21 protein-coding genes are annotated in these 26,249 nt (G+C 35.0%); 4 read left to right on the top strand and 17 right to left on the bottom strand.

Annotated elements, in window-relative coordinates; all coding sequences use genetic code 11:
• The first annotated feature begins 183 nt into the window (after positions 1-183).
• Complete coding sequence (locus MKY04_RS04805; protein ID WP_126293694.1) at positions 184-804, top strand: flavin reductase family protein; 621 nt, start codon at positions 184-186, stop codon at positions 802-804.
• Positions 805-1,334: 530 nt separating this feature from the next.
• On the opposite strand, the gene MKY04_RS04800 is transcribed toward MKY04_RS04805, so the two are convergent.
• From MKY04_RS04800 to MKY04_RS04775, 6 genes are all read right to left on the bottom strand, one after another.
• A complete protein-coding gene (locus MKY04_RS04800; protein WP_126293695.1) occupies positions 1,335-1,904 on the bottom strand; it encodes a DUF2812 domain-containing protein in 570 nt (189 codons plus the stop codon).
• Positions 1,905-2,012: 108 nt separating this feature from the next.
• Complete coding sequence (locus MKY04_RS04795; protein WP_346235436.1) at positions 2,013-3,278, bottom strand: erythromycin esterase family protein; 1,266 nt, start codon at positions 3,276-3,278, stop codon at positions 2,013-2,015.
• Positions 3,279-3,382: 104 nt separating this feature from the next.
• The gene (locus MKY04_RS04790; protein ID WP_246020242.1) at positions 3,383-3,997 is read right to left on the bottom strand and encodes a DUF2812 domain-containing protein; all 615 of its coding nucleotides are present in this window, start codon (positions 3,995-3,997) and stop codon (positions 3,383-3,385) included.
• A gap of 12 nt (positions 3,998-4,009) precedes the next feature.
• Positions 4,010-4,324, bottom strand: coding sequence for a PadR family transcriptional regulator (locus MKY04_RS04785; protein ID WP_126293698.1), 315 nt, complete (start codon positions 4,322-4,324; stop codon positions 4,010-4,012).
• Positions 4,325-4,793: 469 nt separating this feature from the next.
• A complete protein-coding gene (locus tag MKY04_RS04780; protein ID WP_126293699.1) occupies positions 4,794-5,789 on the bottom strand; it encodes an LCP family protein in 996 nt (331 codons plus the stop codon).
• On the bottom strand, positions 5,779-6,306 hold the full coding sequence (locus tag MKY04_RS04775; protein ID WP_126293700.1) for a sigma-70 family RNA polymerase sigma factor: 528 nt from the start codon (positions 6,304-6,306) through the stop codon (positions 5,779-5,781). Before MKY04_RS04775 ends, MKY04_RS04780 begins: the two co-directional genes overlap by 11 nt.
• Before the next feature lie 368 nt (positions 6,307-6,674).
• Here MKY04_RS04775 and MKY04_RS04770 point away from each other — a divergent pair, with 368 nt between their 5' ends.
• The 3 genes from MKY04_RS04770 to MKY04_RS04760 all read left to right on the top strand — a co-directional run bounded on the left by MKY04_RS04770 (position 6,675) and on the right by MKY04_RS04760 (position 9,606).
• Positions 6,675-7,193 carry an RNA polymerase sigma factor gene (locus MKY04_RS04770; protein ID WP_126293701.1) on the top strand — a complete coding sequence of 173 codons (519 nt, stop codon included), beginning with the start codon at positions 6,675-6,677 and terminating at the stop codon, positions 7,191-7,193.
• Positions 7,166-8,077, top strand: a complete 912-nt coding sequence (locus MKY04_RS04765) for a sigma factor regulator N-terminal domain-containing protein (protein ID WP_126293702.1) — start codon at positions 7,166-7,168, stop codon at positions 8,075-8,077. Before MKY04_RS04770 ends, MKY04_RS04765 begins: the two co-directional genes overlap by 28 nt.
• Before the next feature lie 1,076 nt (positions 8,078-9,153).
• Complete coding sequence (locus MKY04_RS04760; RefSeq protein WP_126293703.1) at positions 9,154-9,606, top strand: AraC family transcriptional regulator; 453 nt, start codon at positions 9,154-9,156, stop codon at positions 9,604-9,606.
• Between the two features lie 276 nt (positions 9,607-9,882).
• Here MKY04_RS04760 and MKY04_RS04755 read toward each other — a convergent pair whose 3' ends face one another.
• The 11 genes from MKY04_RS04755 to MKY04_RS04705 all read right to left on the bottom strand — a co-directional run bounded on the left by MKY04_RS04755 (position 9,883) and on the right by MKY04_RS04705 (position 25,972).
• On the bottom strand, positions 9,883-10,632 hold the full coding sequence (locus MKY04_RS04755; protein ID WP_346235435.1) for an ABC transporter permease: 750 nt from the start codon (positions 10,630-10,632) through the stop codon (positions 9,883-9,885).
• A 381-nt stretch (positions 10,633-11,013) separates the two neighbouring features.
• On the bottom strand, positions 11,014-12,291 hold the full coding sequence (locus MKY04_RS04750) for an IS110 family transposase (RefSeq protein ID WP_126296408.1): 1,278 nt from the start codon (positions 12,289-12,291) through the stop codon (positions 11,014-11,016).
• A 169-nt stretch (positions 12,292-12,460) separates the two neighbouring features.
• A complete protein-coding gene (locus tag MKY04_RS04745; protein WP_126293707.1) occupies positions 12,461-12,781 on the bottom strand; it encodes a PadR family transcriptional regulator in 321 nt (106 codons plus the stop codon).
• Between the two features lie 562 nt (positions 12,782-13,343).
• Positions 13,344-14,264 carry an aminoglycoside phosphotransferase family protein gene (locus MKY04_RS04740; protein WP_126293708.1) on the bottom strand — a complete coding sequence of 307 codons (921 nt, stop codon included), beginning with the start codon at positions 14,262-14,264 and terminating at the stop codon, positions 13,344-13,346.
• Positions 14,265-14,337: 73 nt separating this feature from the next.
• The gene (locus MKY04_RS04735) at positions 14,338-14,886 is read right to left on the bottom strand and encodes a GNAT family N-acetyltransferase (RefSeq protein WP_126293709.1); all 549 of its coding nucleotides are present in this window, start codon (positions 14,884-14,886) and stop codon (positions 14,338-14,340) included.
• 440 nt (positions 14,887-15,326) lie between these two features.
• Positions 15,327-16,547: a DUF4097 family beta strand repeat-containing protein gene (locus tag MKY04_RS04730; protein ID WP_126293710.1), complete on the bottom strand. Its 1,221-nt coding sequence runs from the start codon at positions 16,545-16,547 to the stop codon at positions 15,327-15,329.
• Between the two features lie 104 nt (positions 16,548-16,651).
• A complete protein-coding gene (uvrA, locus tag MKY04_RS04725) occupies positions 16,652-19,519 on the bottom strand; it encodes an excinuclease ABC subunit UvrA (RefSeq protein ID WP_126293711.1) in 2,868 nt (955 codons plus the stop codon).
• A gap of 7 nt (positions 19,520-19,526) precedes the next feature.
• Positions 19,527-21,509: an excinuclease ABC subunit UvrB gene (gene uvrB / locus MKY04_RS04720; RefSeq protein WP_126293712.1), complete on the bottom strand. Its 1,983-nt coding sequence runs from the start codon at positions 21,507-21,509 to the stop codon at positions 19,527-19,529.
• A 397-nt stretch (positions 21,510-21,906) separates the two neighbouring features.
• The gene (locus MKY04_RS04715) at positions 21,907-23,103 is read right to left on the bottom strand and encodes an iron-containing alcohol dehydrogenase (RefSeq protein WP_126293713.1); all 1,197 of its coding nucleotides are present in this window, start codon (positions 23,101-23,103) and stop codon (positions 21,907-21,909) included.
• Between the two features lie 6 nt (positions 23,104-23,109).
• Entirely contained in the window at positions 23,110-24,582 is a 1,473-nt protein-coding gene (locus MKY04_RS04710) for an aldehyde dehydrogenase family protein (protein ID WP_410799041.1), read from the bottom strand.
• Complete coding sequence (locus MKY04_RS04705) at positions 24,542-25,972, bottom strand: hypothetical protein (RefSeq protein ID WP_126293714.1); 1,431 nt, start codon at positions 25,970-25,972, stop codon at positions 24,542-24,544. Before MKY04_RS04705 ends, MKY04_RS04710 begins: the two co-directional genes overlap by 41 nt.
• Positions 25,973-26,249 lie beyond the last annotated feature (277 nt).

Below are 26,249 nucleotides of genomic sequence, written 5' to 3'. Positions count from 1 at the left end.
TCAGTATAAACCTATTCGGCTATCCATAGATCTAAGTAGCATAGAAGATCGAGTGAATTAGAAATTTATGGAGGAAATATCTAGATTCACCTTTCCCTCCTTACATCCATATTTCGATGAGAGTGGAAATGTTATCCTATTATAATATAAATGTACTTTGGTTTTTAAAGGAGGAAGAAACAATTGCTTATTGATAAAAAGGATACTAATAGCTTTGTAGAAATTAAACCAAAAATTTTGTATTATGGGACACCGATACTACTTCTTAACACTTTAAATGAAGATGGCACAACTAATATTAGCCCAATCTCTTCGTCATGGGCTTTAGGTGACTGCATTGTTCTCGGAATAGGGCTAGGAGGGAAAGCTATAGAAAACTTAGAAAGGCATAAAGAGTGTGTCTTAAATTTACCCAGTCCAAACCTTTGGGAAAACGTAGAAAAAATATCATCATTAACTGGTAAAGAGAATATACCACCTTTGAAGAAAGCGATTGGATTCACTTATAAAAAAGAAAAGTACGAGGCAGCAGAGTTAACACCTTTAAATTCAAAATCGGTTTTACCTACACGAATTAAAGAATGTCCTATACAAATTGAAGCGGTAGTTAAAAATATTCGCATCCCTAATTATTCATCGTTTGCGATTGTTGAAACACAAGTATTACATTTCCATGCTGAAGAAAGTATAGTTCAAAATGAAAATTATATCGATCCATCAAAATGGAGTCCTTTAATATATAACTTTAGACATTATTTTGAATTGGGAAGAGAGTTAGGAAAAACATTCCGTTCTGAAACTTAATGATTAATGTTTTTATAATACCTTTCTCTTTCTTATCTATTAAACTATTTATCGTTGCCATAGTGAATGACAGAGTAATAATCTTCTGTCATTCACATTCGTTACAGATTCTTTTATACTACACCCTTTTATCAAACAATAAGGAATTCTTATTTTTATACTATTTCGGAAACTTTTATAAGTTTTATTTAAAAAAGCGCAGTTCCGATACTTTGGAAAAGCGCTTGAAAAAAAGTAACCCATTTTATGTTGCTATCTTAAAATATCTGCAACTTTTGAATGTACCAACCTAATCATTCCTTAGTTTATCATCTATATATCTTAACATTTCATCTTCAACTAACTTCGTCATTTGTTTATGTCTAGTCTAGTCCTTATGCTATGTAGATCCATGAAAGTGTTATTCCACATTCTGTCCCTTTAATGACTTTTAGGGCGCTTCTTTTTTCCGTTAGAGTCTCCCGATTAACAAATACATTATCTTCAATTACTTCTTCTTTGGATTAAAAAATACTTAACTTGCTAGCATCTTAGTTTTCTTTTAACATTGAATACTTTCGATAAGCTTTATAGAAACTGCTGCAATAGAAAACAACCATAAGGGCGGGAAGCGACCTCAAAAGAGCAAATGGAGTTTCAAATAAAAAAGCTTTCCAAAATAATGCACCTTCCATGCTCCAAAGGCCTTCAGCTAAATATAAACCTGAATCCTTGTACAGCATATAAGAAAATAACAAAAACAGTATACCTAATCCAGATGAATAGCCCATTAATCTTCTATAATAATTACTCGTTGATTGGCGATCCGAAAAGATTTCATTTTGATTATCATCTTCTTTTTGCCAATATCGAATCCCTCCAAGCCATGAGCTATTTATATAATTCCAACCAAAATCTTCATATATCCCTTTGTAATCTTCAAACTTTTTCTTTGATAAATAGTCTTGATAATCCAGTCGTATCACATATCTCTTGTCAGTTTTTTTGAAGGTGTATATTCCTAATCCACTAATATTTGTACAACAATAACCTTTTTGCAATAGCTCGTTCAGCCATTGCTCCTCTTTTTCAATATCAAAAAACATCTTAAATTTCTTCATTTGATTCACTTCCTTCGTACAGGGATAAAATATTAAACAAAAGTTTTGTTGGAAACCTAAGAAATTAAGAAGATTGTGTTATTCAAAGGCTAATCTAATAAAACCTTACTATTCTACTACATTTGTTGGTGTTGCTTTCTTTACGATAATAATCCCGTTATATGCTTCGTTGGGTGTCATTTCAATCGTGTAAAATGTCTTTAAAAACTTGTACCAAGAACGGAAATCATCTCCAATATTTGACATCTTTTGCTCTCTCGAAATGATATCCAATAACTCTTCTGACTCACTCGCTTTTTCAAAATCAACAAAGAATTCATTTAACTCCACTTCACTGAATGCATCAACTAAATCATTGTGATTTTCCACTGTATGAATTTGTCGTTCACCAGAGCTGCCATTTTTCGCCTGAAACTCGCTGCTAATAAAATCAGTACCAATTGCAAAATATCCTTCTCCATATAGCTCGTCTAAATAATTTCCCATTGATTTGTAGCCAGCTAATGAGGCAGACGTTTTTTCAATATGCCCATTATGTCCGGTTACAAATACTTTATCGTGACCTTTCGCTGCTTCAAATTCAGCAATCCATTGTAAATTGTCTGCCAAATATTGATCACGTAGTTTCATATAATCTTCTTCATTTAAAAACAACTGTGTACGCTGTTTCATTATTTGTGCATATTGTAAAGCAAATGCATAAGATTCAACGGAGGATTTTTCCACGTAAGTCGCTTTATTTGATTGCAAATCTAGAATGATATTGTTTATTATTTCATCTATTTCTTTCAACTGCTCCGTCGTTAAATCACGCATTGTATCATTTGAAACGTGTTCTAGCTGTGTTGCATATTTTTTTGCTGCATCTGCGTTTATAACTTTATAAAAATCAAGTACACCTTTTTTACTTAAGTCATAGCGTTGCATATCATTTCCATAAAAATAAACTTTCTCGTCCTGGCTTGCCGTTAAATTATAATCATACATCCATTGAACAAGATTAACCATTTGTTCCGTTTTATAAATACTATAATCAAGGTTATTGACTACCTCTTCTGCTGTGCCTTTTCCATTTAAAATAAATTGATTAATTGTCTGTCCGCCACCAAAATCACCTTCTAAGACAAAAACACGGACATTTTCATTTTTTACTAACACTTCAAAAACGTCTTTTTTCAACTCTTGAAATTCAACATTTCCATGTGTAGCCTCCCCCAAACCAATCACCTTGACATCATCTGGAATATCAATTTGATTAATAGTTGTAATGTATTGATCTGCATTATTTACTGCCACAGCGCTCCCGCAGCCGGATAATAAAACTGAAAGATAGATAACTACTACTAATAAAGAGATCTTTTTATTAAAATTCATTTTATGTCCCTCTTATTCTCATATTTTTCGATACTCCTAGCGCTAGTTATTAAAAGTTCAGGTTGTTACCAACATCTTTTTCCATTAAAACTAACGCATTAAGACTAATTCAAAGTCTTTTCATACAATCTATTTGCTTTGTAACTAAAGAATAAAAATGAAATTAACGAAATTGGAATAACTAGCCATACTAAACCTCTGAAAAATGCAAAGGGTGTTTCAAACAAAAAGGCTCTCCAAAATGATAATCCGTGCATTTCCCACAATCCCTGTGTATAATACAATGATTTAGGATCAACTATTGCTTCTATATCAATAGCTCCTGTAGTTTGCAGTGCAACGAAAATTGGTAAATAGCATATCGCCATCTGCATGAACATATTAGATAATCTTTTATATTTCCCAGCTCTTGATTTTTTATCTGAGAAAATATCATCATCACTATTGTGATCCATTTTTTTGAAATACTGTGCACCTGAGCTTTTCGTTCCTATGATATGCTGCCAGCCACTATCTTCAAATAAAGTACAATATTCGATGAAATCCTCTTGCTTTTTAAATATTCTATAATCGATCTTAATTACTGTATCCTTAGGTTCTGCCTGACGAAATTTATACCCGAAAGAGACACTTTCTAATTGATATCCCTTATTCGCCATTTCTTTTAACCATTTTTCTTCTTTATCATAATCAATAAAGTATTTAAACTTTCTCATAATTTCCCCTCCAAATTATTTGTTCAATAATCTTTCTGTCACACGAATTAAATGCTGCATTCTTTCAAAATCCAATTTCAAAACTTCTAACCCTTTTTCCGTAATTACATAAGTTTTTCGACGTTTATCTTCACCTTTAACAGATTGGATTAAATCATGTTTTAGTAAATTTTCAATAGCTCCATAAAGGGTTCCAGCAGCTATTCTTACTTGCTGGTTACTTAATTCTTCAACCTTTTGCATGATAACGTACCCATGAGCAGGCTCTAACAAGGATAAAAGTACATAGTATGTGGTCTCTGTTAATGGTAAATGTTTATTTCTATTCATAATTTCCTCCAGCATCGATTAAGTTCAACTATACAGTTTAAATATACAGTTGAACTGTATAGTTTGATTATATACAGTCAAACTGTATATTTCAACAAAAATTACTTTAAAATTTTCACCGTCATTCAGTTTCCGAATGGGAGCGCCTACTTACTTTGTAGAGGATGATTACTTAGCAAAATTAGATACTGACTCAATACCAGACCCTTTGTTTGTATACGAACCTAGCAGAAGCTATGGTAACGTTCTGAGAACTAAATAAAATAGCCGATTCCTCAATGTACAGGAGGAATCGACTTTTTCGGTTTAACGCACTTAGCGTGCTAAAGTTGTGAAATGTTGATGGTTTCCATTTAAAGAAGTTATTTCACATTCTTGTGCTATTCATTTACTCATTTATCAATCTGTAGCTATTACATTTATTAGTAAGATAATTAAAACCTATCAGTTTAATGTTTAATATAACCGCTTAATTAAATGTTGTTAATTCTTCTGAAACCGAATTTAAAAAATCTTTTTCAAATTTAATATAGTAAGCCCCATTTATCTGCGTATCTTTCATTCCATCGATTAATGATACTAATTGAATCGATGGAAGTTCCATTTTATTCTCTACCAAATGATCAAATGGCATATTACCTTCTATCGTAGTAGTTAGTTCTTTTAATTGTGATTTTGGAAGTTCGTTTTTTGTTTTATGAATAACAGCACTAATGAGGTTGACTAGGTCTTCTTCACCCAAGCTTCTTTCCGTTGTAGCATCTACCATTAATGCCACAACCTCTTCTCCATTTAAATGATGCGTCCCCTTTTCGAATTCAAATGCCACTTGAGATATAGCTCTTACTTGAATATCTTCTTGCAAGTCGTACTCTATACCATTCATTAAATCTATCATTGATGAAAAGGTTTCTAAATCCATAACCGCATAATAATCAATTGTTAAATTAAATAGCTTAGACACTGTTGTTCTTACATTTTCAGCCCCTCCTGAACCGTAAACATAAGCATGGGTCAATTTATCATATAAAGTAGTTCCATCATTATCTAATATAGGAGCATAAGCATCTCGAGGGATAGATACAACTTTCATCATTTTTTTATCTTTACTATAAGTAAATAAAAGGTTAATAGGTATTCTATTATTCTCATCTTTCACCGTAAATAATGCAGTAAAATCTTTGTCTTCTGGAGCTACTACTCCAATTGAATCCGTTCCGTTATTTTCGTTATTAATATTTCCTTGAAGGATTGAAGGAATAAAGAAAAATATACACAAACCTACCGCTAACAAAGATACAGTCAGTGGAGCGAATTTTTTTGAAATAGATATAAGAGATTTCTTTTGTGTATGTTCATTATCCATTTTAATTTGTTCAAACACTTTATTACGGTCTTCTTTCGTAAATCTTAATTCTTGATCAGACACATTATTAAAGTTATATTTTATTCGTTTATCTTCCATTAAATTCAGCCTCCTTTATCATCGATTCTAATTTTTGCTTCGCTCTTCTTAATCGAGTTTTCACTGTATTAACTGGAATATCTAAAACGTCCGCAATCTCCTCTGTTTTTAATGAATCATAGTAGTACAGATAAATTACTTCCCTATACATTTTCGGAAGAGAAAAGATATTATCTTTGATTTCTTCGTTAGTATATTTATCGATAACTGCTTTTTCTGTTGATGGTAGTATTGACCTTGTCGTTTCACTTAAAATACTTCTTACTTGTACCTTTTTGTAATTCCAACTTTTTAAATAATCTTTACATTCGTTAATTGTTATACGATAAAGCCATGTTTTTATTTGTGCATCAAATCGAAACGAATCCAAGTTTTTATAGCATTTGATAAAAGTATTTTGAACCATATCCTTAGCAATCCCTATATCTTTCACATATGAAAATGCCAATCTTACCAACTCGTCGCCATATTCAATCATTATCTTTTCTAATATGAAATCTTTTTCTTCTTTGTCCAATCTACTACCCTCCCTTTCAACCTATTTCAAATTCTGCTATTAGACGATTACCAAATAATATTCGGTTCAATTTTATAAAAAAATTAATAAGACTTCTTTTATATAGTAGATAAACACAACTCGAACCAAATATGCCAAGTTATTTATACGGATTTACATAAAATTACTTCACTTTCCAATTCTTCATAAAAAAATATGTACAGAGCCACCAATCTGCTCGATGTGGGAAATTTCACTCTATAAATAACCTTTTTTCAGAAAACATCCTTTCGCAGTTAGTATATAATCGCTAAATATTGAGAATAAATTATTTTTTATTTGTCTACTTTTTCTATTCTTCAATCGTTGTATAAATGAGGAGGAAAAATATGAATCAAAAAGACACGTTCACCTCCTATCTAATTCAAATTGGAGAGGAAGTGTTTCTACTTTTACGCTCAAAAGGAGCATCAAAAGAAGATGCAGAAGACATTATTCAAAATACATTTTATAAAATCTATTCAATGTTAACTGACCTAGACGAAAAAATAATTCGTCAATGGTTTTATCGGGTAGCTCTCAATGAGTTTATTGATTTAAAGAGGAAAAAGTTTCAGCATAATGCTCCACTTTCTGATGAAATCCAATCAAAATTAGCAAGTGGGAATGCCGACTTTGAACAACTTTTTAATCAAGATGAAATAATGTATTTGTTGAAAAATGTAAAAAAAGAATATAGGGAGATTTTTGTTTTGAAATATTATTACGAATTTTCTTACGAGGAAATCTCACAATTACTTCATTTACATATGGATAATGTTAAGCAAAAGCTATACCGCGCAAGAAAAACAATTCGTACAGAAGTTGGAGGGATTAAAGCATGGATCCATCGATTCAAAATGCATTAAAAAAAGCAAAAAGAAAACAATGGATTATAATTACGCTAATTTCGATGGTCGTTTGTGTTATCTTATTATTTACATTTAATCGACTCGGAAACTATTTGTCTGCCCAAAATACAGCTCGATTACATGACAGTCTCTTTTTACAACACGCTATTTCTCAACCTAATGTAACCATTGACTCCCAAGTAACGGCTAATTCATCAATGTTTGGCGGCAATATTATTACAAACCGATCAAAAAATATAAATGGTTATCTAGTTCCTTGGAGTACTTTAACTAGCTCTTATTCGTGGTTTGGAGTTGATATTGACCACAACGAATTAATCCCTGGAATTCAATTAAATGGCACCAATAGTTATGAATACGATAAACAAACGAAGCAAAAAGTTGCAACCTTTTATCATCCGGCAATCGAACAATATTATGACGGGGTTCAAAATGAACTCGAGGAAGTTATTCAAATGAATAATTACGTCGCTGAGGTGGCTATCTCATTCAAAGAGCCGTTAACAATCAAACAAATTCGACAAAACATACCTGAAAATTTAAATATAGCTTGGCTTTATATGACGTCAGAAATTGTAGATGAAGATTCTGGGCCATCGAGTTTACCGGTTTACGGTTATTCAGATCCTGACCTTTCAAAAGAGGCATTCGCTGAATTTATCAATAATCTAAAACAATATGACAATAATCAATCAATCGAGGAAATCCAAAAATATATTGAAGAAAACGAAAACAAACCGTTTAACGAAGTTACAGTACTAGGTGTTATGGTAACAGGCCGTACTGAAAACTTTAAAGAACTGGTAGGGAAAGACTTTATTCGAGGAGCTTCAGTAGGAGTAACTGCACCAATTGTTCCGTATATTCAACCTATAAAATAGTAATTTGATATATATTGCAAATTGTAATTTGTTAAATATCTCAATCTAGGTATGATAGTTATAGTAATAGTGCCAACCCAGATTAGGATTGGCACTAAACTATTTCTTATTCGCAGCGCACTTGGAAGAAAGTGCTTAAAAAAGCGGTAAAAGTTCGTAAATATTATATGAAATCACATAAAAACCACTAAAAAGTGAGTGAAAAGTGAGTGAAACCGCGTAAAAAATAGTATCGTATCATTAAATATTTTTGATTACATTATTCAGCCAACTTTTTAGAAGCAATCTCTAATTCTTTCTCTAAATATCTCTGAGGATCTCCCCATTGATATTTTTCCAAAAAAGTCTTTCCCAAATGTATTAACAATTAACTGCAAATCAATGATGAGTTTTCTTAGTTCTATTCTCTCTTTGTCACTTAAATTTCCTTTATACGATTCCTGCCCCAGCCTATACAATAAGTTCATAGAATTCCAATTAAATTCCGTAAAATTCCTTGGAAATTCGACTATTGACATTGATTAGTATGAACGGTTCTTTTCAAACTCTAATGCCAAACTATAAAGAGTTTGAGGTTTAATATCATTTAAGTTTCGATTATCCAAAGTCATTGCAGCTCGATAATAAGTTGCAATTTACTCTTTATATATTTCTCTCTGCTGTTTTTCAATCAATTGATGTTGTTCAAACACGATATATCCTATTGAAATAATACAGATTATAGATATAAGAATAAAATACTTAATGAATTTTTCCATAGTAAGGTTAACTCATCTTGAGAAGATATTTATCCTTATTTTACCTAACATGTTTTAAGATGATAATGGTAATTAGTGCCGCTAGATATTAATCTATAAATGCATTTCTCTATATTACTTACCTACATACCTCCTTCTCAACAAAAAAAATAAGCGTTTGAGAAAATTCTCCCTTTACTTTAACTAAACTCCCGTTGCTAAAAACAATCAAAATAAAAATATTTAAAAAAGTTTAAAAATTACACTGAATTTGATTTTAAAGCATGTTACATTCAACCTGTATCATACAAATATGAATCAAGAAAGGAAGAAGAAATTATGAATTTTAAAATTGAAACAATTCCGAACTATCGTGTTGCTTATATGCGACGAGTCGGCCCGTATGGGAATGGAAACATTGAAGTGTGGGAGAATTTTAAAAAATGGGCTAAGGAGAAAAACCTTCTTAAATCAAATACTATACTACTTGCAGTTCAGCAGGATAACCCTGAAACAACACTACCTGAAAATTGTAGATTTGACGCATGTATTGTGATATCTGAGGATTATCAAATAGATGATTCAATCAGCGAGAATGAACTTCCTGGTGGAAAATACATGATATATGAAGTAAAACATACAAGAGAAGATATTCAAAATGCATATTCTAGTATTTTTCCATCTATACAAAAAAGCGGATATCAAATAGAAAATAAACCAATTTTCGAAAGATACATTGGTGATATGAGTAATAATCATTATTGCGAAATATGTATACCTATAAAACAATAATAATAATAATAATATTGTTTTATATAACATTGGAAAAATAAGAGAAGAAAAGTTAGTTATTATTATATTTAACTTCTTGTTCTTCTCTTATAAACTTTCCTCTTTAGACGGTTGAGAACTATTAGCTGTTTTGTTGAATAACAAAAAATTATTATATTAACAATAGTTTACCTTAGAATTTAAGAAATTAATTAAAGAACTGAAATTTCCCCATGCTTTCCCAAATATATTTTTTATTTGTAAGGTTTAGTTGCCACGAGACAGCCGATAGTTTCCTTACTCAAACTGGCGTTTAAATGATTTACTGGCGAAAAAGTAAGCGATAATCATGATGCCGACGCACCAGGAGAGCGCGATCCAGATATCTTTACCAACAGCCCCTTCATATAATAGGGCACGAATAGCATTCACGATTGAAGTTACGGGCTGGTTCTCAGCAAACAGACGGACAATTTTAGGCATGGTTTCAGTAGGGACAAAAGCCGAACTGATAAATGGTAGGAAAATCAGCGGGTACGAGTAGGCTGTCGCTCCTTCCATAGACTTCGCTGTCAATCCAGGAATGACCGCTAACCATGTCAGCGCCAGTGTAAACAGACCGATTATCCCAACTACCGCGAACCAATCCAGGAGATTAGCGCTGGAACGGAAGCCCATCAATAACGCGACCAGGAACACCAGCATGAGAGTCAGCGCATTGGAGACAAGCGATGTCAATACGTGAGCCCATAATACCGATGAGCGCTTGATTGGCATGGTAAACAATCGTGCCATCAGCCCACTATTTACATCTGTAAACAGCCGTACGGAAGTGTAAGCGACGCCGGATGCGATAGTAATCAGCAAAATTCCTGGCAATAAATAATTGACGTAGTTGTCCGTGCCTGTATCTATGGCGCCTCCAAATACATAAACAAACAACAACATCATCATAATCGGCGTAATTGCCACCGTGATAATTGTATCCGGGCTGCGCATTATGTTACGTATTAAACGCCCCAATAATACCCCTGTTTCGCTTTTCATTTATATTTCCTCCCTCTATAAATGTTGATATATCAACGGTTTGACCCGTTTTATCTAATAGAAAAAATATTTTTTAAAGAATAATATTTTAGTATTTTACAATACTTCAATTCATTTACAGTTTGAGGATACGCTTCGCTAAAGTTAATTGGTAGTAATTAACTTTCCGTTCCAATATGTGATGCACAATTGGATCTCTGCAATGCTTATGATGACGTACCCTCCCATGTCTCTTGGCGTCTAGCGCATACATTCCTTCGTTCGGTCTATTCATAAGGCAGAGGCTGGCGATGCTCCTTTAGGGACTCGTAGTCGGATGGAATAAATAATGCCGGCTTCTCCGTGTCATCCTTTTGTAATTTAATCGAGCTAAGGTGTAGCTTAGGCTGCCTCTACGAGACAATAAAGGTCTTTCATCATAAGTTGTTCATCAAACTGTACTTTCTTCTTGCATAGAGCGTGTAAAATCTTCAGTAACTTACCACAAAGGACAACCATCGATTGCTTCTTTCGAAGTGGATTAACTGTGCGTGTGGTGTAATATTCATGTAATTGCTTAAAGGCTTCATTATGGCGAATCAACGGTATCATAACTCGGAATAAGAGAGAACGAAGCTTTCTTCTTCCTCGCTTTGAAATGCGTTTCTGACCTTTGTGTTGCCCAGATGAGTTTTCACGTAATGTGAGTCCCGCTAGTTTGATTAATTGGCGTGGATGCTCATATTGAGTGAAGGAACCAATCTCTGAAAGAAGATCGACGATTGTTACATCGCCAATACCAGGCACAGTGGCTAGATACTCATAATCCGTCATTTGTTTCGTTAATTCAATTAATTGTTCTGTTAGACTATCGAGCTGTTGTTGCATCAATTTGCGTTGACTAAGGAGTGTGGCAATTTCTATTCGTGCCATCGTAAGACCTTCTGTCAACCCGATTGAAGATTGAGCAGCCTCGACTAATTGTTTTGCCTTCGGCAATTGAGGTGATTTTAATCCCTCTACCTGACGGTATAAAAACAATAATTCTTCGGGAGATTTACCGAGAATATCAGCGGGTAGAGGTGTCTTTTCAAGAACCGCATACGCCATCTTTCCGAAACTTTTAAAAACAGACATAAATTCTGGGAAAAAGCGATCCAACCATCGAATGAGACGATTTTGTAATGCATTGAGATCTTCTTGTATCTTTGAACGTAACGTGGCACCGTTTCGTAATTCCGCTTCCACGCCTTCTAGAATACGTGGATAGCTAAAACGTCCATCACGTATTAGACGCGCAATTACAAGTGCATCCTTTTGATCGTTCTTCGTTTGGAGATTATCGTCCAATTCTTTGGATTTGTTCACATGGCTCGGATTCACCATGATAAACGGAATCCCATGTTCAAAAAGATAGACAGCGAGATTCATCCAGTAGTGGCCTGTAGGCTCAAAACCAACTAATATTTCGCTTTTATCATGCGTAGTAAGTAAAGTTAATAACTTTTCATAAAATGCATCAAACCCATTTCTTGATTGCGTGAAAGGGAATGACTTTTGAAGCACACGGCCTCGTTCATCAATTGCGCAAGCATAATGTTTGTGCTTAGCGATATCGATACCTACGACGAGTGTATTTTCAGTGACTTGATTAATTTTCTGGTTCGTATTAAAATTCATAGACGGAGTCCTCCTGTGTGATGATGGGTCAATGGCTGTTGACACTCATGCATCATACTAGAGGGCTTTTTTTATTTCAAGACCCTGAAAATCCTTCTAACAGGAATGCTCCTTTTTTATAAAGCTGAACAAGATTTTCTAAAAATATTGGATGGAATATCTTATGCAGCTACGTTGATTTCAAAATGTTGATTTTTGAAGATACAAAATCCCATTTTTTCCAAAACAATTCAAGTTCTTGACGACCGGCCTCATTAAGTGAGTAAAACTTACGTGGTGGACCCATATCTGACGGTTTCTTTTCTACGTTTACCAGCTTTTTCTTTTCTAGTCGAACGAGGATGGTGTAGACAGTCCCTTCCACGACTTCGGTAAACCCGAGCTGGTTTAGGCGCCGGGTAATCTCGTAGCCATAGGTTTCATGGCGGCTGATGATTTCCAGCACACAGCCTTCAAGCGAACCCTTTAGCATTTCAGTTAAATTTTCCATGTTCAGTTCCTCCCCTATTCTGTCTGACTTATATTCAGTATTACTTAGTACCAAAGAAAATTTTAACTTAATAGCATTTGGGTAAACATGCTATTAAGTATTGCTTATTACAAGTATATTGCATTTAGTAGTAGAGGTGTCATTTATTTTAATTGCAACCTGTTATTATATATCATCTGTATTCAGTATTACTTACTACAGGTATATAGTAACACGTAGTAGATAGACTGTCAACTGGATTTCTAAAAATTTTTAAGTAGCTATGCCCATTGGATGAGAAACACTTTTATTAAATTAATCACCCTAATTATATTTAATTCAGTTTGTTCCAATTTAGTTACAACAATTCTTATTAAAGGTAACTGAACGGATAAATAAAGAAAGATTGTAATTTCTCCTCTGAAATTGCGCACTTTTGCGGAATAACCAGAACATAATTCGAATCCTAAAATCAATTAGTTTTAAGCTTTACTACTGTGTTCGAGCCAAACCCTATAGGCATCATAAATCTCCAGTATCATCATTTGTGTAGAAACCCTATACCTCTATTCCTCTTTTGCTATCATTTAATATGATTTATCTTCATTTCACACTGAATGATATTTACAGCTTCTTCTAACATCTCTCTATTATTTCTTTTTATGCCTTCCAATAACAGTACAACATTGTCAGCTGTCAGGAAAAAATAGAGCTTTTCAAACTTATGTTGAATATTTTCTTCCTTTCTATGTTCCATCACATTTTTCGTAAATAATTCTCCAAATTCCTCCAACAAGTATAAATATTCATAATCAGGGTCACCAATTTTCATGTCACCAAAATCAATGATTCCAGTTAATTCTTGCCTCTTTTGATCAAATAGTAAATGGTCCATCGATAAATCAGCATAAAGAACCTTAGGTGAATATCTGAAATGGTTTTTATTTTTGAGGTATTTTTCAAATCGAAAAGAAATATAAGTTTGCATATCTTGATTGATTTTATTAAAGGCTTTTTCCTTCACCTCATTGAAAATATCTAAATAATATTGATAGAAGTTCTTTTCAGGAATATTTAGGCTTTTTGCCTGTTCAATACTGAATGAACAGACTTGATCTATAAATTCAGCAATTTGATAGGAGATTTTTTCTTTAGTTTCTGATGGCAATGAGCAAAATAGTTGTTCATTCATTGGTTCTCCTGTTAATAATCTGTAGCCGACAAAAGGGTATCCATTATCTTGTTTCCCACAATAAATAAATTCCGGTATGTTTAAAGAAATATGTTTTTTTAGGTAAAGTAACGCCTTTATTTCTTTCTTTATATCAATGGCCCCGTCTTTATCTTTTGGAAATCTAAATACGAGCTCATGATTGATCAGATAGGCAGTATTCATCCAACCCTCACCAAGTTGCATAATGTGATTAATTTTCATGTTTTCAAAATTACTTGTAATCATTTCCTTAACCCACTCAAACTTAGCATTTTTGAAACTGCTATCCATTTTACTCAGTCTCCTTTAATAGTATGGGTAGTGCCATTTCCAATAGACTCCAACCATTAGTTTTTCTTACAGCTCAACCTAATACCAAATCGCTAATCTTGATTCTCCAAATCATATGATCATATCCTTTGCCCCAATAGTCCTGTAATAAATAATTAGGCTCTCCAAATTTCTTTTTCCAAATTTTTTGTGAGCTTATATATCCACAATCTAAGCAAAATTCTTCTATGCCTCTACTCTGCAAAGTATAATACATCTTATTCAAAAGTAAATTCCCTATCCCCATTTTCTGGTAATAAGGATGAACGAATACTGTACCTATTTCAATTAGCTCTTTGAAGGCGTTGTTTGTACAATTACATATAAGATCACTTGCTGGACCATATTCAATTGAACCGATAATTTTATCACCATCTAAAGCAATCAAGAAATATCGTTTTTCGCCATTGCTTTCAAAATCACTTTTTAAGTATTTTTCCTTAACTTTAATTTCATCATAAATATCGTCTAACTTCTCACCTAAACCTTCTTTAATAAAAGTATCAGTAATCACTAATTTAAAAAATGAATTTAACTCTTTTATGTCCCCAGTTCTTGGCCTTCTTATCTCCACTTTAAGCATCCCAAACCTCCCAATTCTCCACTTAACACGAATTAGTTTATAAATTAAAATACTCCTTTTTATCCTCCTAAATAACTGCTATTAATTTTATTATAATATTGATAATTAAAATTTTACTGCATATTCATCGTGATGGATTTCAGTTTTTATTAGTTACTGTGGCGGTATTACTATCGTTTGCCTGAATTAAAAAAGCGATCCTTCACTTTTGAAGAATCGCGAATGATTGTGGAAATTTGAAAAACACGAAAGCTGTAAAAATAGTTCCCTAGTTATTTTGCTATATACCCTTATTGAATTAGTTATGAAACATTCAAGCAGATTATTAAAATTTAGAATTTGGTGAATTTCCCAGAAGTTGAATAAGGGATAAAAATTTAAGGACAATAGTTTCCTAATAAAAAAACGAATCGCATTCCACGATTCGTTTTTCCCAACCATTATTCAGCATTATATCTTACAATAATACTTCCTGTACGGGATTCTCCAGTTAATTTTAACATATTTGCATTTTCTATTATTTTATCGAAATGTAATGTTTTAAGTAAAAACTGATCTCCTTCAATACGTGTGACAGCATCGGCTAAACCAACATCTGCCTTCCCAAAGTTCGTTGTAACTTGTCCGTCTAATGATAATGTTTTCGGAATATATAATTCAACTGCTCCAGCAACGGTATGTGCTTTTATTTTCCGCGCATTTTCTGCATGCGTTGTGACAACGACAGCACCGTTTACTGATTCAGCCTCTACTTCTTGTATATGTCCATCAATATAAATTCGACCATTAACTGTTTCTACTTCAAGGTCTTCACCATGTACATTTCGAACTTCAATTGCTCCGTTGCCTGTTTCAATATTTGCATTTTGGAATGAAGACTGATCCAATTTAACAGCTCCATTATATGTCTTCACTTTTAAAAGCTTAGTATTCAGTTCTTGTATTGTTATCCCTCCATTTAATAAACGTAGGATAAAAACATCATACTGCTTCTCTGGTACAGTGAACTGAACAGATACTTGTGACATTTTCGAAGGAACTGCAATAGTTAATTTTCCATCTTGTAATTGTAAAAACTCTTCCTCAAATTGAGCCTTTGTTTTTTCTTCATCATGGTCATTAAGAGGTGCTTTTATTTTTGCTTCCACTAAAAATTGATTATCTTCTGCTTTTGCTACCTCTACCTTGCCGTTTGGAATTTCAAGTTCAAGGCCTCTTATATCCTCTGCATCGAATGCATAGGTTTTAGTAAATTGAACTTTTTCGCCAAAAGGAAACTCTAAATCAAAATCTTTAATTTTTGAGAAGGTTGTGTTCATTACTCCCATAACACGATTACTAAAATTAGATAAGTCTTCTTTTAAGTCATTCATAAACTCATCCATTTTTTTATTTGCTTCTTTATTGTTAAATGTTTTACCAAATATATCTTCAAAACCGGATGTTTTAGATGTTGTTTCTTCTTCTGCATTTTCTGTTTGCTGAGATGCATTATTCTCTTGTGATGTTTGTTGTTCCTCTTCTTTTGATGATAGAGAAGTTTTGCTCGATTGAGTGGATTCTTTTTCTTTTGTTAACGCCTCAAGTAAAACAATGGCCTCTTCTGCTGAGATTGTTCCGTTCTCGACTAATTTTAAAATTCGTTTACGCTCGTTTTCCATAAATAAAAAGCCTCCCTCTATTGTATATACAATTATACGCAGAGGAAGGCAGAAAAGTTTCATTTATTGGTTTTAACTATTTATTTTTACTACTAGCTCTTATATCATTTATTAGAAGCTTCGGCTAGCAACTCTTGCATTCGTTTTCGGTCACGTTCTAAAATTGGTTTTAAGTAACGGCCAGTATAAGAATTTTCATTTGCTGCAACCTCTTCAGGTGTACCTGTTGCAATAATAGTTCCGCCCTTATCGCCGCCTTCTGGACCTAAATCAATAATATGGTCTGCCGTTTTAATAACATCTAAATTATGTTCGATAACTAAGACAGTATCACCATTATCGACAAGTCTTTGTAAAACTTTCAACAGTCGAGCAATATCTTCTGCATGAAGTCCTGTTGTTGGTTCATCTAAAATGTAGAAGGATTTCCCTGTTGAGCGTCGATGCAGTTCCGATGCAAGTTTTACACGTTGTGCCTCTCCACCTGATAAAGTGGTAGCAGGCTGACCAAGCTTCATATAACCTAATCCTACATCTACTATCGTTTGAAGCTTCCTTTGAATTTTAGGGACATTTTCAAAGAAAACAACTGCATCTTCAATCGTCATATCTAATAGCTCTGCAATATTTTTTTCTTTGTAGCGAACTTCTAATGTTTCACGATTATATCGTTTTCCATGACATACTTCGCACGGAACATAAACATCAGGTAAGAAGTGCATTTCGATTTTGATTATGCCATCTCCACGACAAGCTTCACAGCGGCCGCCTTTAACATTAAAGCTAAATCGTCCTTTTTTATATCCCCGTACTTTCGCTTCATTCGTTGCAGAAAATAAATCACGAATATCATCAAAAACCCCAGTATATGTTGCTGGATTTGAACGAGGCGTACGGCCGATTGGTGATTGATCTATATCAATCACTTTATCTAAATGCTCAATGCCTGTTATTTCTTTATGTGCACCAGGTTTTGTACGTGCACGATTTAATTTTTGTGCTAGAGATTTATATAAAATCTCATTAATAAGCGTTGACTTTCCTGAACCTGAAACACCTGTTACAGCAATAAATTGTCCAAGAGGAATATCAACTTTGACATTTTTTAAATTGTTTTCTGATGCACCTTTAATTGTTAGTTTTCGTCCATCCGATTGTCGACGTTCAATTGGAAGAGGAATGAATTTTTTCCCGCTCAAATATTTGCCTGTAATCGATGCATCATTTTGCATCACTTCTTCTGGTGTACCGACAGCGACTATTTCACCGCCATGGACACCTGCACCTGGTCCAACATCGATTAAATAATCGGCAGCCATCATTGTATCCTCATCATGTTCAACGACGATTAACGTATTGCCCAAATCACGCATATTTTCTAGCGTTGCAATAAGTCGATCATTATCACGTTGATGCAAACCAATCGATGGCTCATCCAAAATATAGAGAACACCTGTCAGCCGAGATCCAATTTGAGTGGCAAGTCGGATACGTTGTGCTTCCCCGCCTGATAATGTTCCCGCTGAACGAGAAAGTGTTAAATAGTCTAATCCTACATTTATTAAAAAGCTTAATCGTTCAGTAATTTCACGGATAATCAACCTTGCAATTTGCATCTCTTTTTCTGTTAAAGATAAAGAAGAGAAAAATCCATACATTTCAGCAATAGAATGCTGGGTTGCTTCCGCAATGTGTAGACCTTCTACTTTTATCGCTAATGTTTCCGGCTTTAATCGATAGCCTTTACATGCTGGACAAGGCTGCTCTGCCATATATTTTTCCATTTGTTCACGTACCCAATCCGAAGTGGAATCTCGGAAACGGCGTTCAATGTTACGGACTACACCTTCAAATTCAATATCTTTATCATGAACGCTACCATATTCATTTTCATAGTGGAAATGGATGAGTTCATTACCTGAGCCATACAAAATTTTATCCATTTGACCTTTTGGAATTTGTGACACGGGTACGTCCATCGGGATGCCATAATGCTCGCATACTGCCTTTAATAACTGAGGATAGTATTGTGAGCTAGTTGGCTCCCATGCAGCAATCGCGTGTTCTTCTAAAGTTTTATCCCAATCAGGAATTAATAAATCTAGGTCTACTTCTTGTTTAGTCCCAAGCCCATCGCAGGAAGGACAAGCACCAAATGGACTGTTGAAAGAAAACATACGTGGTTCTAATTCTCCAATTGAAAAACCACAAAGTGGGCATGCATGGTGTTCACTAAACAGCAATTCCTCATGTTCCATTACATCTACTAATACTCTGCCATCTGCCAATTTACATGCCGTTTCAAGAGAATCACTCAGCCGTGCTGCAACACCATCTTTTATAACTACACGGTCTATGACAACCTCAATATTATGTTTTTTATTTTTGTCCAGCTCAATTGAATCATCTAAATCACGCATCTCTCCATCGATTCTTACTCGGACATAACCTTGCTTCTTTAAATCTTCCAATAGTTTCACATGTGTTCCTTTTCGTCCTGAAACCATTGGTGCCAACAATTGCATTTTTGTACGTTCAGGATATTCTAATAGTCGGTCCACCATTTGTTCAATCGTTTGGGATGTAATTTCAATGCCATGATTTGGGCAAATTGGTTTCCCTATACGTGCAAATAACAGACGTAAATAATCATAAATTTCTGTTACAGTACCGACTGTTGAACGTGGATTTCTGCTCGTAGTTTTTTGATCAATAGAAATCGCAGGCGATAGCCCTTCGATTGAATCAACATCCGGTTTATCCATTTGTCCTAAAAATTGACGTGCATATGCAGAAAGAGACTCGACATATCGTCGTTGTCCTTCCGCATAAATTGTGTCAAATGCTAGTGATGATTTACCAGAACCAGATAAGCCTGTTAATACGACAAGCTTATCTCGTGGTATTGTTACGTTAATATTTTTCAAATTATTCGAACGTGCACCTTGCACAACTATTTCTGTATTTTTCACGTTTTGGTCACCCTTCTACCTTCAGTTCAAATATCGTATCTCTTAATTCTGCTGCACGTTCAAAATCAAGTGCTTTGGCGGCTTCCTTCATTTCATTTTCAAGCGATGCAATCAATTTCTCGATTTCTGCTTTTGACAGCTTTTTGCCCTTCGTCACTTTTGTTGCATATGTCTCTTCTTCTTCTGCAGCCTGCGTTGCGCGAATTAAATCTGGAATTTTCTTCTGAATTGTTTTTGGTGTTATACCGTGTTCCTTGTTGTATGCCTCTTGAATTGTACGACGACGTTTTGTTTCATCGATTGCTTTTTTCATTGAATCAGTCATGTTATCTGCGTATAAAATTACATGTCCATTCGCATTTCGGGCAGCTCGTCCAATCGTTTGAATAAGTGAACGTTCTGAACGTAAAAATCCTTCTTTATCAGCATCAAGGATTGCAACAAGAGATACTTCTGGAATATCTAGTCCTTCACGCAATAAATTGATTCCTACGAGAACATCATATGTTCCTTTTCGAAGCTCGCGTATGATTTCAATTCGTTCCAACGTCTTAACTTCAGAGTGAAGATACTCGACTTTGATGCCGATTTCCTTCAGATAGTCTGTTAAATCTTCTGACATTTTCTTCGTTAACGTTGTAATTAAAACACGTTCATTTTGTCGAACCCGTTCATTTATTTCATCGATTAAATCGTCAATTTGTCCTTCAATTGGACGAACATCAATTGTTGGGTCGAGCAGTCCAGTTGGACGTATAATTTGCTCAACCATCTCTGGTGTATGTTCGATTTCATAGGGGCCAGGAGTTGCTGAAACGTAAATGGCTTGATGTATATGCTGTTCAAACTCTTCGAATTTTAATGGTCTATTATCAAGTGCTGATGGTAAGCGGAAACCGTGTTCTACTAATACATTCTTACGAGCTTGGTCCCCATTATACATTCCGCGTATTTGCGGCAAAGTTACGTGACTTTCATCCACAACTAATAAAAAATCTTTGGGGAAATAATCTAGCAATGTATAAGGTGTTACTCCCGCTTCTCTCAACGTTAAATGACGGGAATAGTTTTCGATTCCTGAACAGAAGCCCATCTCACGCATCATTTCTAAATCATAGTTTGTTCTTTGCTCTAAACGCTGCGCTTCAAGCAGTTTATCTTCTGCTCGGAATTTTGCAAGCTGCTCTTCAAGCTCAGCCTCAATATTTTCAATAGCCTTTAACATTTTCTCTTCTCGTGTAACGAAGTGGGAAGCTGGGAAAATAGCTACATGATCGCGGTCACCCATAATTTCACCAGTTAAAGCATCCACTTCCCGAATTCGATCAATTTCATCGCCAAAAAATTCAACACGAATACATTTTTCATCTCTAGATGCTGGGAAAATTTCGACTACATCTCCTCGAACTCTAAATGTACCCCGTGTAAAGTTTACATCGTTCCGTTCATATTGTATGTCTACGAGTTTTCTCAACAATTGATTGCGTTCAATTTCCATCCCAGTTCGGACAGATACAACCATTTCACGATATTCCTCTGGATTCCCTAAACCATATATACAAGACACAGAAGCTATAATGATGACATCTTGTCGTTCAAACAATGCTGATGTAGCGGAGTGTCGCAGCTTGTCGATTTCATCATTAATGCTTGAATCTTTTTCGATATAGGTATCCGTTTGTGGAACATAAGCTTCCGGCTGATAATAATCGTAGTAGCTGACAAAATATTCAACCGCATTGTTTGGGAAAAATTGTTTAAATTCGCTGTATAGCTGTCCTGCCAGTGTTTTATTATGTGCAATCACCAGCGTTGGCTTCTTTACTTCTTTTATTACATTGGAAATGGTAAATGTTTTCCCCGTACCTGTTGCCCCAAGCAAAGTTTGATGCCTTTTGCCATCCTTTATGCCTTTAACAAGCTCCGCAATGGCATTCGGCTGATCGCCGCTTGGTTCATAGGCAGAATACAATTCAAAAGTTTCGGCCATTCGTAGATCGTCCTTTCACCCAATTCTTGTATTTTATTTTAGCATAACCATTTAGAAATTTCGAACAAAAAGCGAACATATATTCCTCAACTTTTTACTTCTCCCCATTTGTAAGGAAACAACCTATTATTACAAACCAGCAGTGAGATATAAAGATAAGAAGTAATTTACTAAATCTGAGAGTGCATTATACAAAGCACTTAGACGATTATAGAGTCTTACACCACAGCTCTATGACTTGTGTACAAAGTCTACTTGTCCCCTGCTAAAAAAGAAATATGCTTCAACATAAAGTTATCTGTAAATCTAAATTTTTATTTTCTTAAAAGAAAAAAGTACACTTCAGTTTTGGTTCTGAAGTGCACTTTTTTGTTTTTCGGACAACACAAGCTTGTTTTTAATGAATTTTTTCTAAACTATTTTTTTCAGCAATTTTCCCTTCAAACGCTGCTTTATAAATCGACAAAATATCTTCTCGTAATAATGGCATTGGGCTCCGTGCTAAAATCCGCTTTTGTTCAATAGCATCCTTTGTTAAACTTTCAAGCGCATCCTCAGTAATATTGAATCCTTGTAAAGTAGATGGAATATTTACATCCTCTACTAACCTTTTTAATTCGTCTACACATTTGTAAGATGCTTCTTCTTGGGATAAGTTTACTGCGCTAAAGCCCATCGCTTCATATATATCTTTCATTCGTTTCTCACAGCTTTGACGGATGTACCCCATGACATATGGAAGTAAAACGGCATTGGAATCTCCATGGGCAATATGGAACTGTCCTCCAATAGGATAAGCTAAGGCATGGACACCAGCTACACCTGCATTAAAGAAGGCCAGCCCAGCAAGATAACTTCCGTAGCTCATATCTGTACGAGCTTGTTTGTCTTCACCATTAGAAACAGCAGTACGAATAGAATTACTGATTAAACGAATCGCCTGTAATGCAAGTGCATCTGATACGGGGCTTGCATTTTTAGAAATGTAAGCTTCAACTGCATGAGTCAGTGCATCTACCCCCGTTGCGGCTGTCACTTTAGGTGGTAAAGAAATAGTTAAAGCAGGATCAACAATCGCAACATCCGCTATTAAATAATCATGTGTCACGACATCTTTTGTTGTTTCAAGCGATAATACAGAAATATTCGTAACTTCCGAACCTGTTCCCGAAGTAGTAGGGATTAATATTTTAGGAAGTCCTTTATGTGTAATTTCCTTTGTTCCTGTTAAGTTTAGGTAATCAGCAACAGAGCCTTCATGTGAAGCTAAAACGCCTGCAAGCTTTGCTAAATCAAGCGCACTACCTCCTCCGACGCCAATCACCATATCGAATTGATGCTCTCGTGTGTAAGCAACTAACTTTTCTCCAATCGCAAGCGGTGGTTCAGGTACGACCTCTGTATAAACTTCAGTTATATAGCCCACTTTTTCCAATGGTTCAACGATTTTATTAGTTAATCCAATATTTTTTAAAAATGGATCAGTGATGACAAGGATTTTTTTCACTTCGAAACGATTTACTTCATCTACTAAGTGAGATAACGAATCCCATCCTGTAAAACTGACCGGTGGAAATGTAATTTTTTCAGACATGTCCAATCACTCCTCACTTTGGTTCCAAACAATTAGCTTTGTTTCCGTCATTTCATGTATGGCATATTTTAAACCTTCTTTACCTGTCCCACTTTCCTTTACACCACCATATGGCATCTGGTCAACACGGTATGTTGGAATATCATTTATCATTACGCCGCCAACTTCAAATAATTTTGAAGCTTTAAAAGCTGTTTGAATGTTATTTGTAAAGATCCCAGCTTGTAACCCGTAGTTGGAATCATTAATTGCTTCAATGCCTTCTTCAATACTAGAAATTCGAGAAACGACAACTATCGGTGCAAACACTTCCTGGCACGATACTTTAGCATCGGACGGTACATCAGTTAAAATCGTAGGCATCAAGACACCATTGTCAATCGTGCCGCCCGTAATAATTTTTGCTCCATTTTGAACTGCTTCTTGAATCCAAGAAAGTGCTCTCTCTTGCTCTTTTGGATGAATCATAGCTGAAATATCAGTTGATTCCTCTAAAGGACTCCCAATAACTAACTTTTTTGTTCCAGCCTCAAATTGTTGAATAAATTCATCGAATAACTCGTCCATTACATATGTGCGCTGCAATGAAATACACACTTGTCCTTGGTTTGAAAAAGCACCTGTTACACATTTCGATACAATTTTAGATAAGTCCACACCTTTGTCGATAATAACGCCTGCATTCGAACCGAGTTCTAGTGCGACCTTCTTTAATCCAGCTTTATTTCGAATACTAATCCCTACTGCTGGACTACCTGTGAATGTAATCATTTTTACTTTATCGCTTTCTACCAATGCATCTCCAACCGTGCCGCCACTACCTGTTACTACATTATAAGCTCCTTTTGGCAACTCCGTTTGATCTATCAATTCTGCTAGAAAAAGTGCTGATAAAGGTGTTTGCGAAGCTGGCTTTAATACGATTGTATTTCCCGCTGCAATAGCAGGCCCTACTTTATGTGCTACTAAGTTTTGTGGGAAATTAAACGGCGTAATAGCACCGATAACCCCGAGAGGCTCTTCTATTGTATAACCGAAGCGATTTGCCCCATTTTTAGCGGCATCCATCGGAATCATTTCACCAGTTAAGCGTTTTGCTTCCTCCGCCGCAAATTTGTAAGTTTCAATTGTACGGTCGATTTCAGCTAATGCAAACTTTATCGGCTTAGCTGATTCTAAAGAAATGATTTCAGCTGCTTGTTGTCTATTCTCAATAAAAAGTTGGGCAATATGCTCTAAAATAGCAGCTCGTTTATAAGCAGTTAATTCCGCCATTTGCTGTCTCGTTTCGTATGCAACATCAATGACTTCCTCTACTTCTTCACGTGTTGCTTGTGGAATTAAAGCAATTGTTTCTTTTGTATATGGTGAAACAAGCTCTGCATATTTTTCAGAAGATTTCCATTCACCGTTAACGTAGTACTTTTTTTCCTTTGAATTAAACATTAAGAAGCTCTCGTTCTTCATCATTCTTTCCATCTACGTTTAAGTCTCCTTTTCCATTTTGTTGGTCTTTTGTAAATGTATTATCGACTTCTCCTTTAAAGAAATTCTTTCCGTAAATTAATAAACAAAGGATAATTCCTGCAGCGAAAGCCCATGCTGCGCCTTTAATACAGAGTATGGCACCAATGATTCCAGCAACCCCTAGATCAGTTTGACTTCGCGCTTCTAATATTCCAACCTTCACACTTACATAGCCTTGGATTAACATCGTTGAAGCAAGTGCTACCCCTAAAATTGGCTCTACTAAGCTTACAATTGGCAACAAGAATAGCCCTGTGTTTGTTCCCCAACGGAATGATCCAATACCCCCAAAGAAGGAATCCATCGCCTTTCTACCTTTTTTGAATCGTTCCACCATAACAACTTGCATTGCAGACCAAATTGGACCACACATTGTTACGTCAGGACCTAAAATACTCATGGCACTGTTACGAATTCCAAAAATTAAATGTGCACGGCTTGGGCTGTAATCTACTTTTTCATCTACTCGTACAGCAGCACCGTCCTCAACCAATGCTTTTGTTTGTAACACATCACCAAATAGCACAATATACGCTGCCAATACTGTTGGTAATGCGGTAATAAACATCATAATTGGTGGGAAACCTAAGCCAAAAATCGTATATTCATTCCACAATGTTACAAAGTCAGGTGCAGAAAAGCCCCACTCTATAGATGGCCATGCTGCTTCCCCAAATATAGGTGCAATAATTACCGCTAGAAGAATAACTGGGAAAATCCCAAGCTTTCCTATAAGCCCCCAAAAGCGATTTTTGTGCTGGAATTTTGAAAAATGTTTAGAGAATAATAGATAAAAAGCAATTCCTATCGCAATAGTAATAGTCCATGGGAAAGATTCAAATCTTCCTCCAATCTGGAACACTGAAATTACTGCTGCCAACCCTGCACCAAGAATAATCCCTGACTTCATAGCAGACGGAATTAATCCTACTACTTTCGCTGCTAAACCTGTTGCTCCCAAAACTAATGAAAGAATCCCTAGTGTCATCTGAAAGGCAATTAAGGAGTGTACTCGCTCTGGCCCTTCTGGAAACTGTGAACAATATAAAGTAATCAACGGTATGGCTGGTGTAATCCACCCTGGCACAGTTGGATCTCCTAGTAAATGATGCAGTAAGTAGAAAAGTCCATTTAAGACGACAATAGCCAAAGCTACTTCAAATGGCATTCCCAACAATTCGACTAATATTGGAATGGCCGACAAATCCACCGCACACATTAATAAACCTTGAACATAATCAGGCCACTCAAAGCGATAATGAATAAATGGCAATCGAATTTTAAAAGGCCCTGCTGGTATATGTGGTGACTCTTCACCAAATTTCCTATTTTTCCATAACATAATGTATTACTCCTCCCCTTTTTGTAACCCCTTACATTAAATAAAAAAGTTTCCCTCCTATATTTATTGATGTCGACTTAACAAAATGAATACGTAACCATTTTTGGTTTTAAAAAAATTTGTTACTCTATTGATTTTCGATATAGCTGATATGCTTTTAGCTACTTTATTTTTGGATTAAGTATTATCCTGCTTTTGCAGGATAATGTTCAACCTTTGCCGCAATCATTATTTACTAAAATCAACAATTATCAAATCAGGATTATAATGGTTACGT

The sequence above is a fragment of the Lysinibacillus telephonicus genome (genome assembly GCF_039654155.1).
Lineage (GTDB): Bacteria > Bacillota > Bacilli > Bacillales_A > Planococcaceae > Ureibacillus > Ureibacillus telephonicus.
The sequence above is the reverse complement of the archived record's forward strand: the minus strand, read 5'-3'. Positions and strand labels throughout refer to the sequence as shown.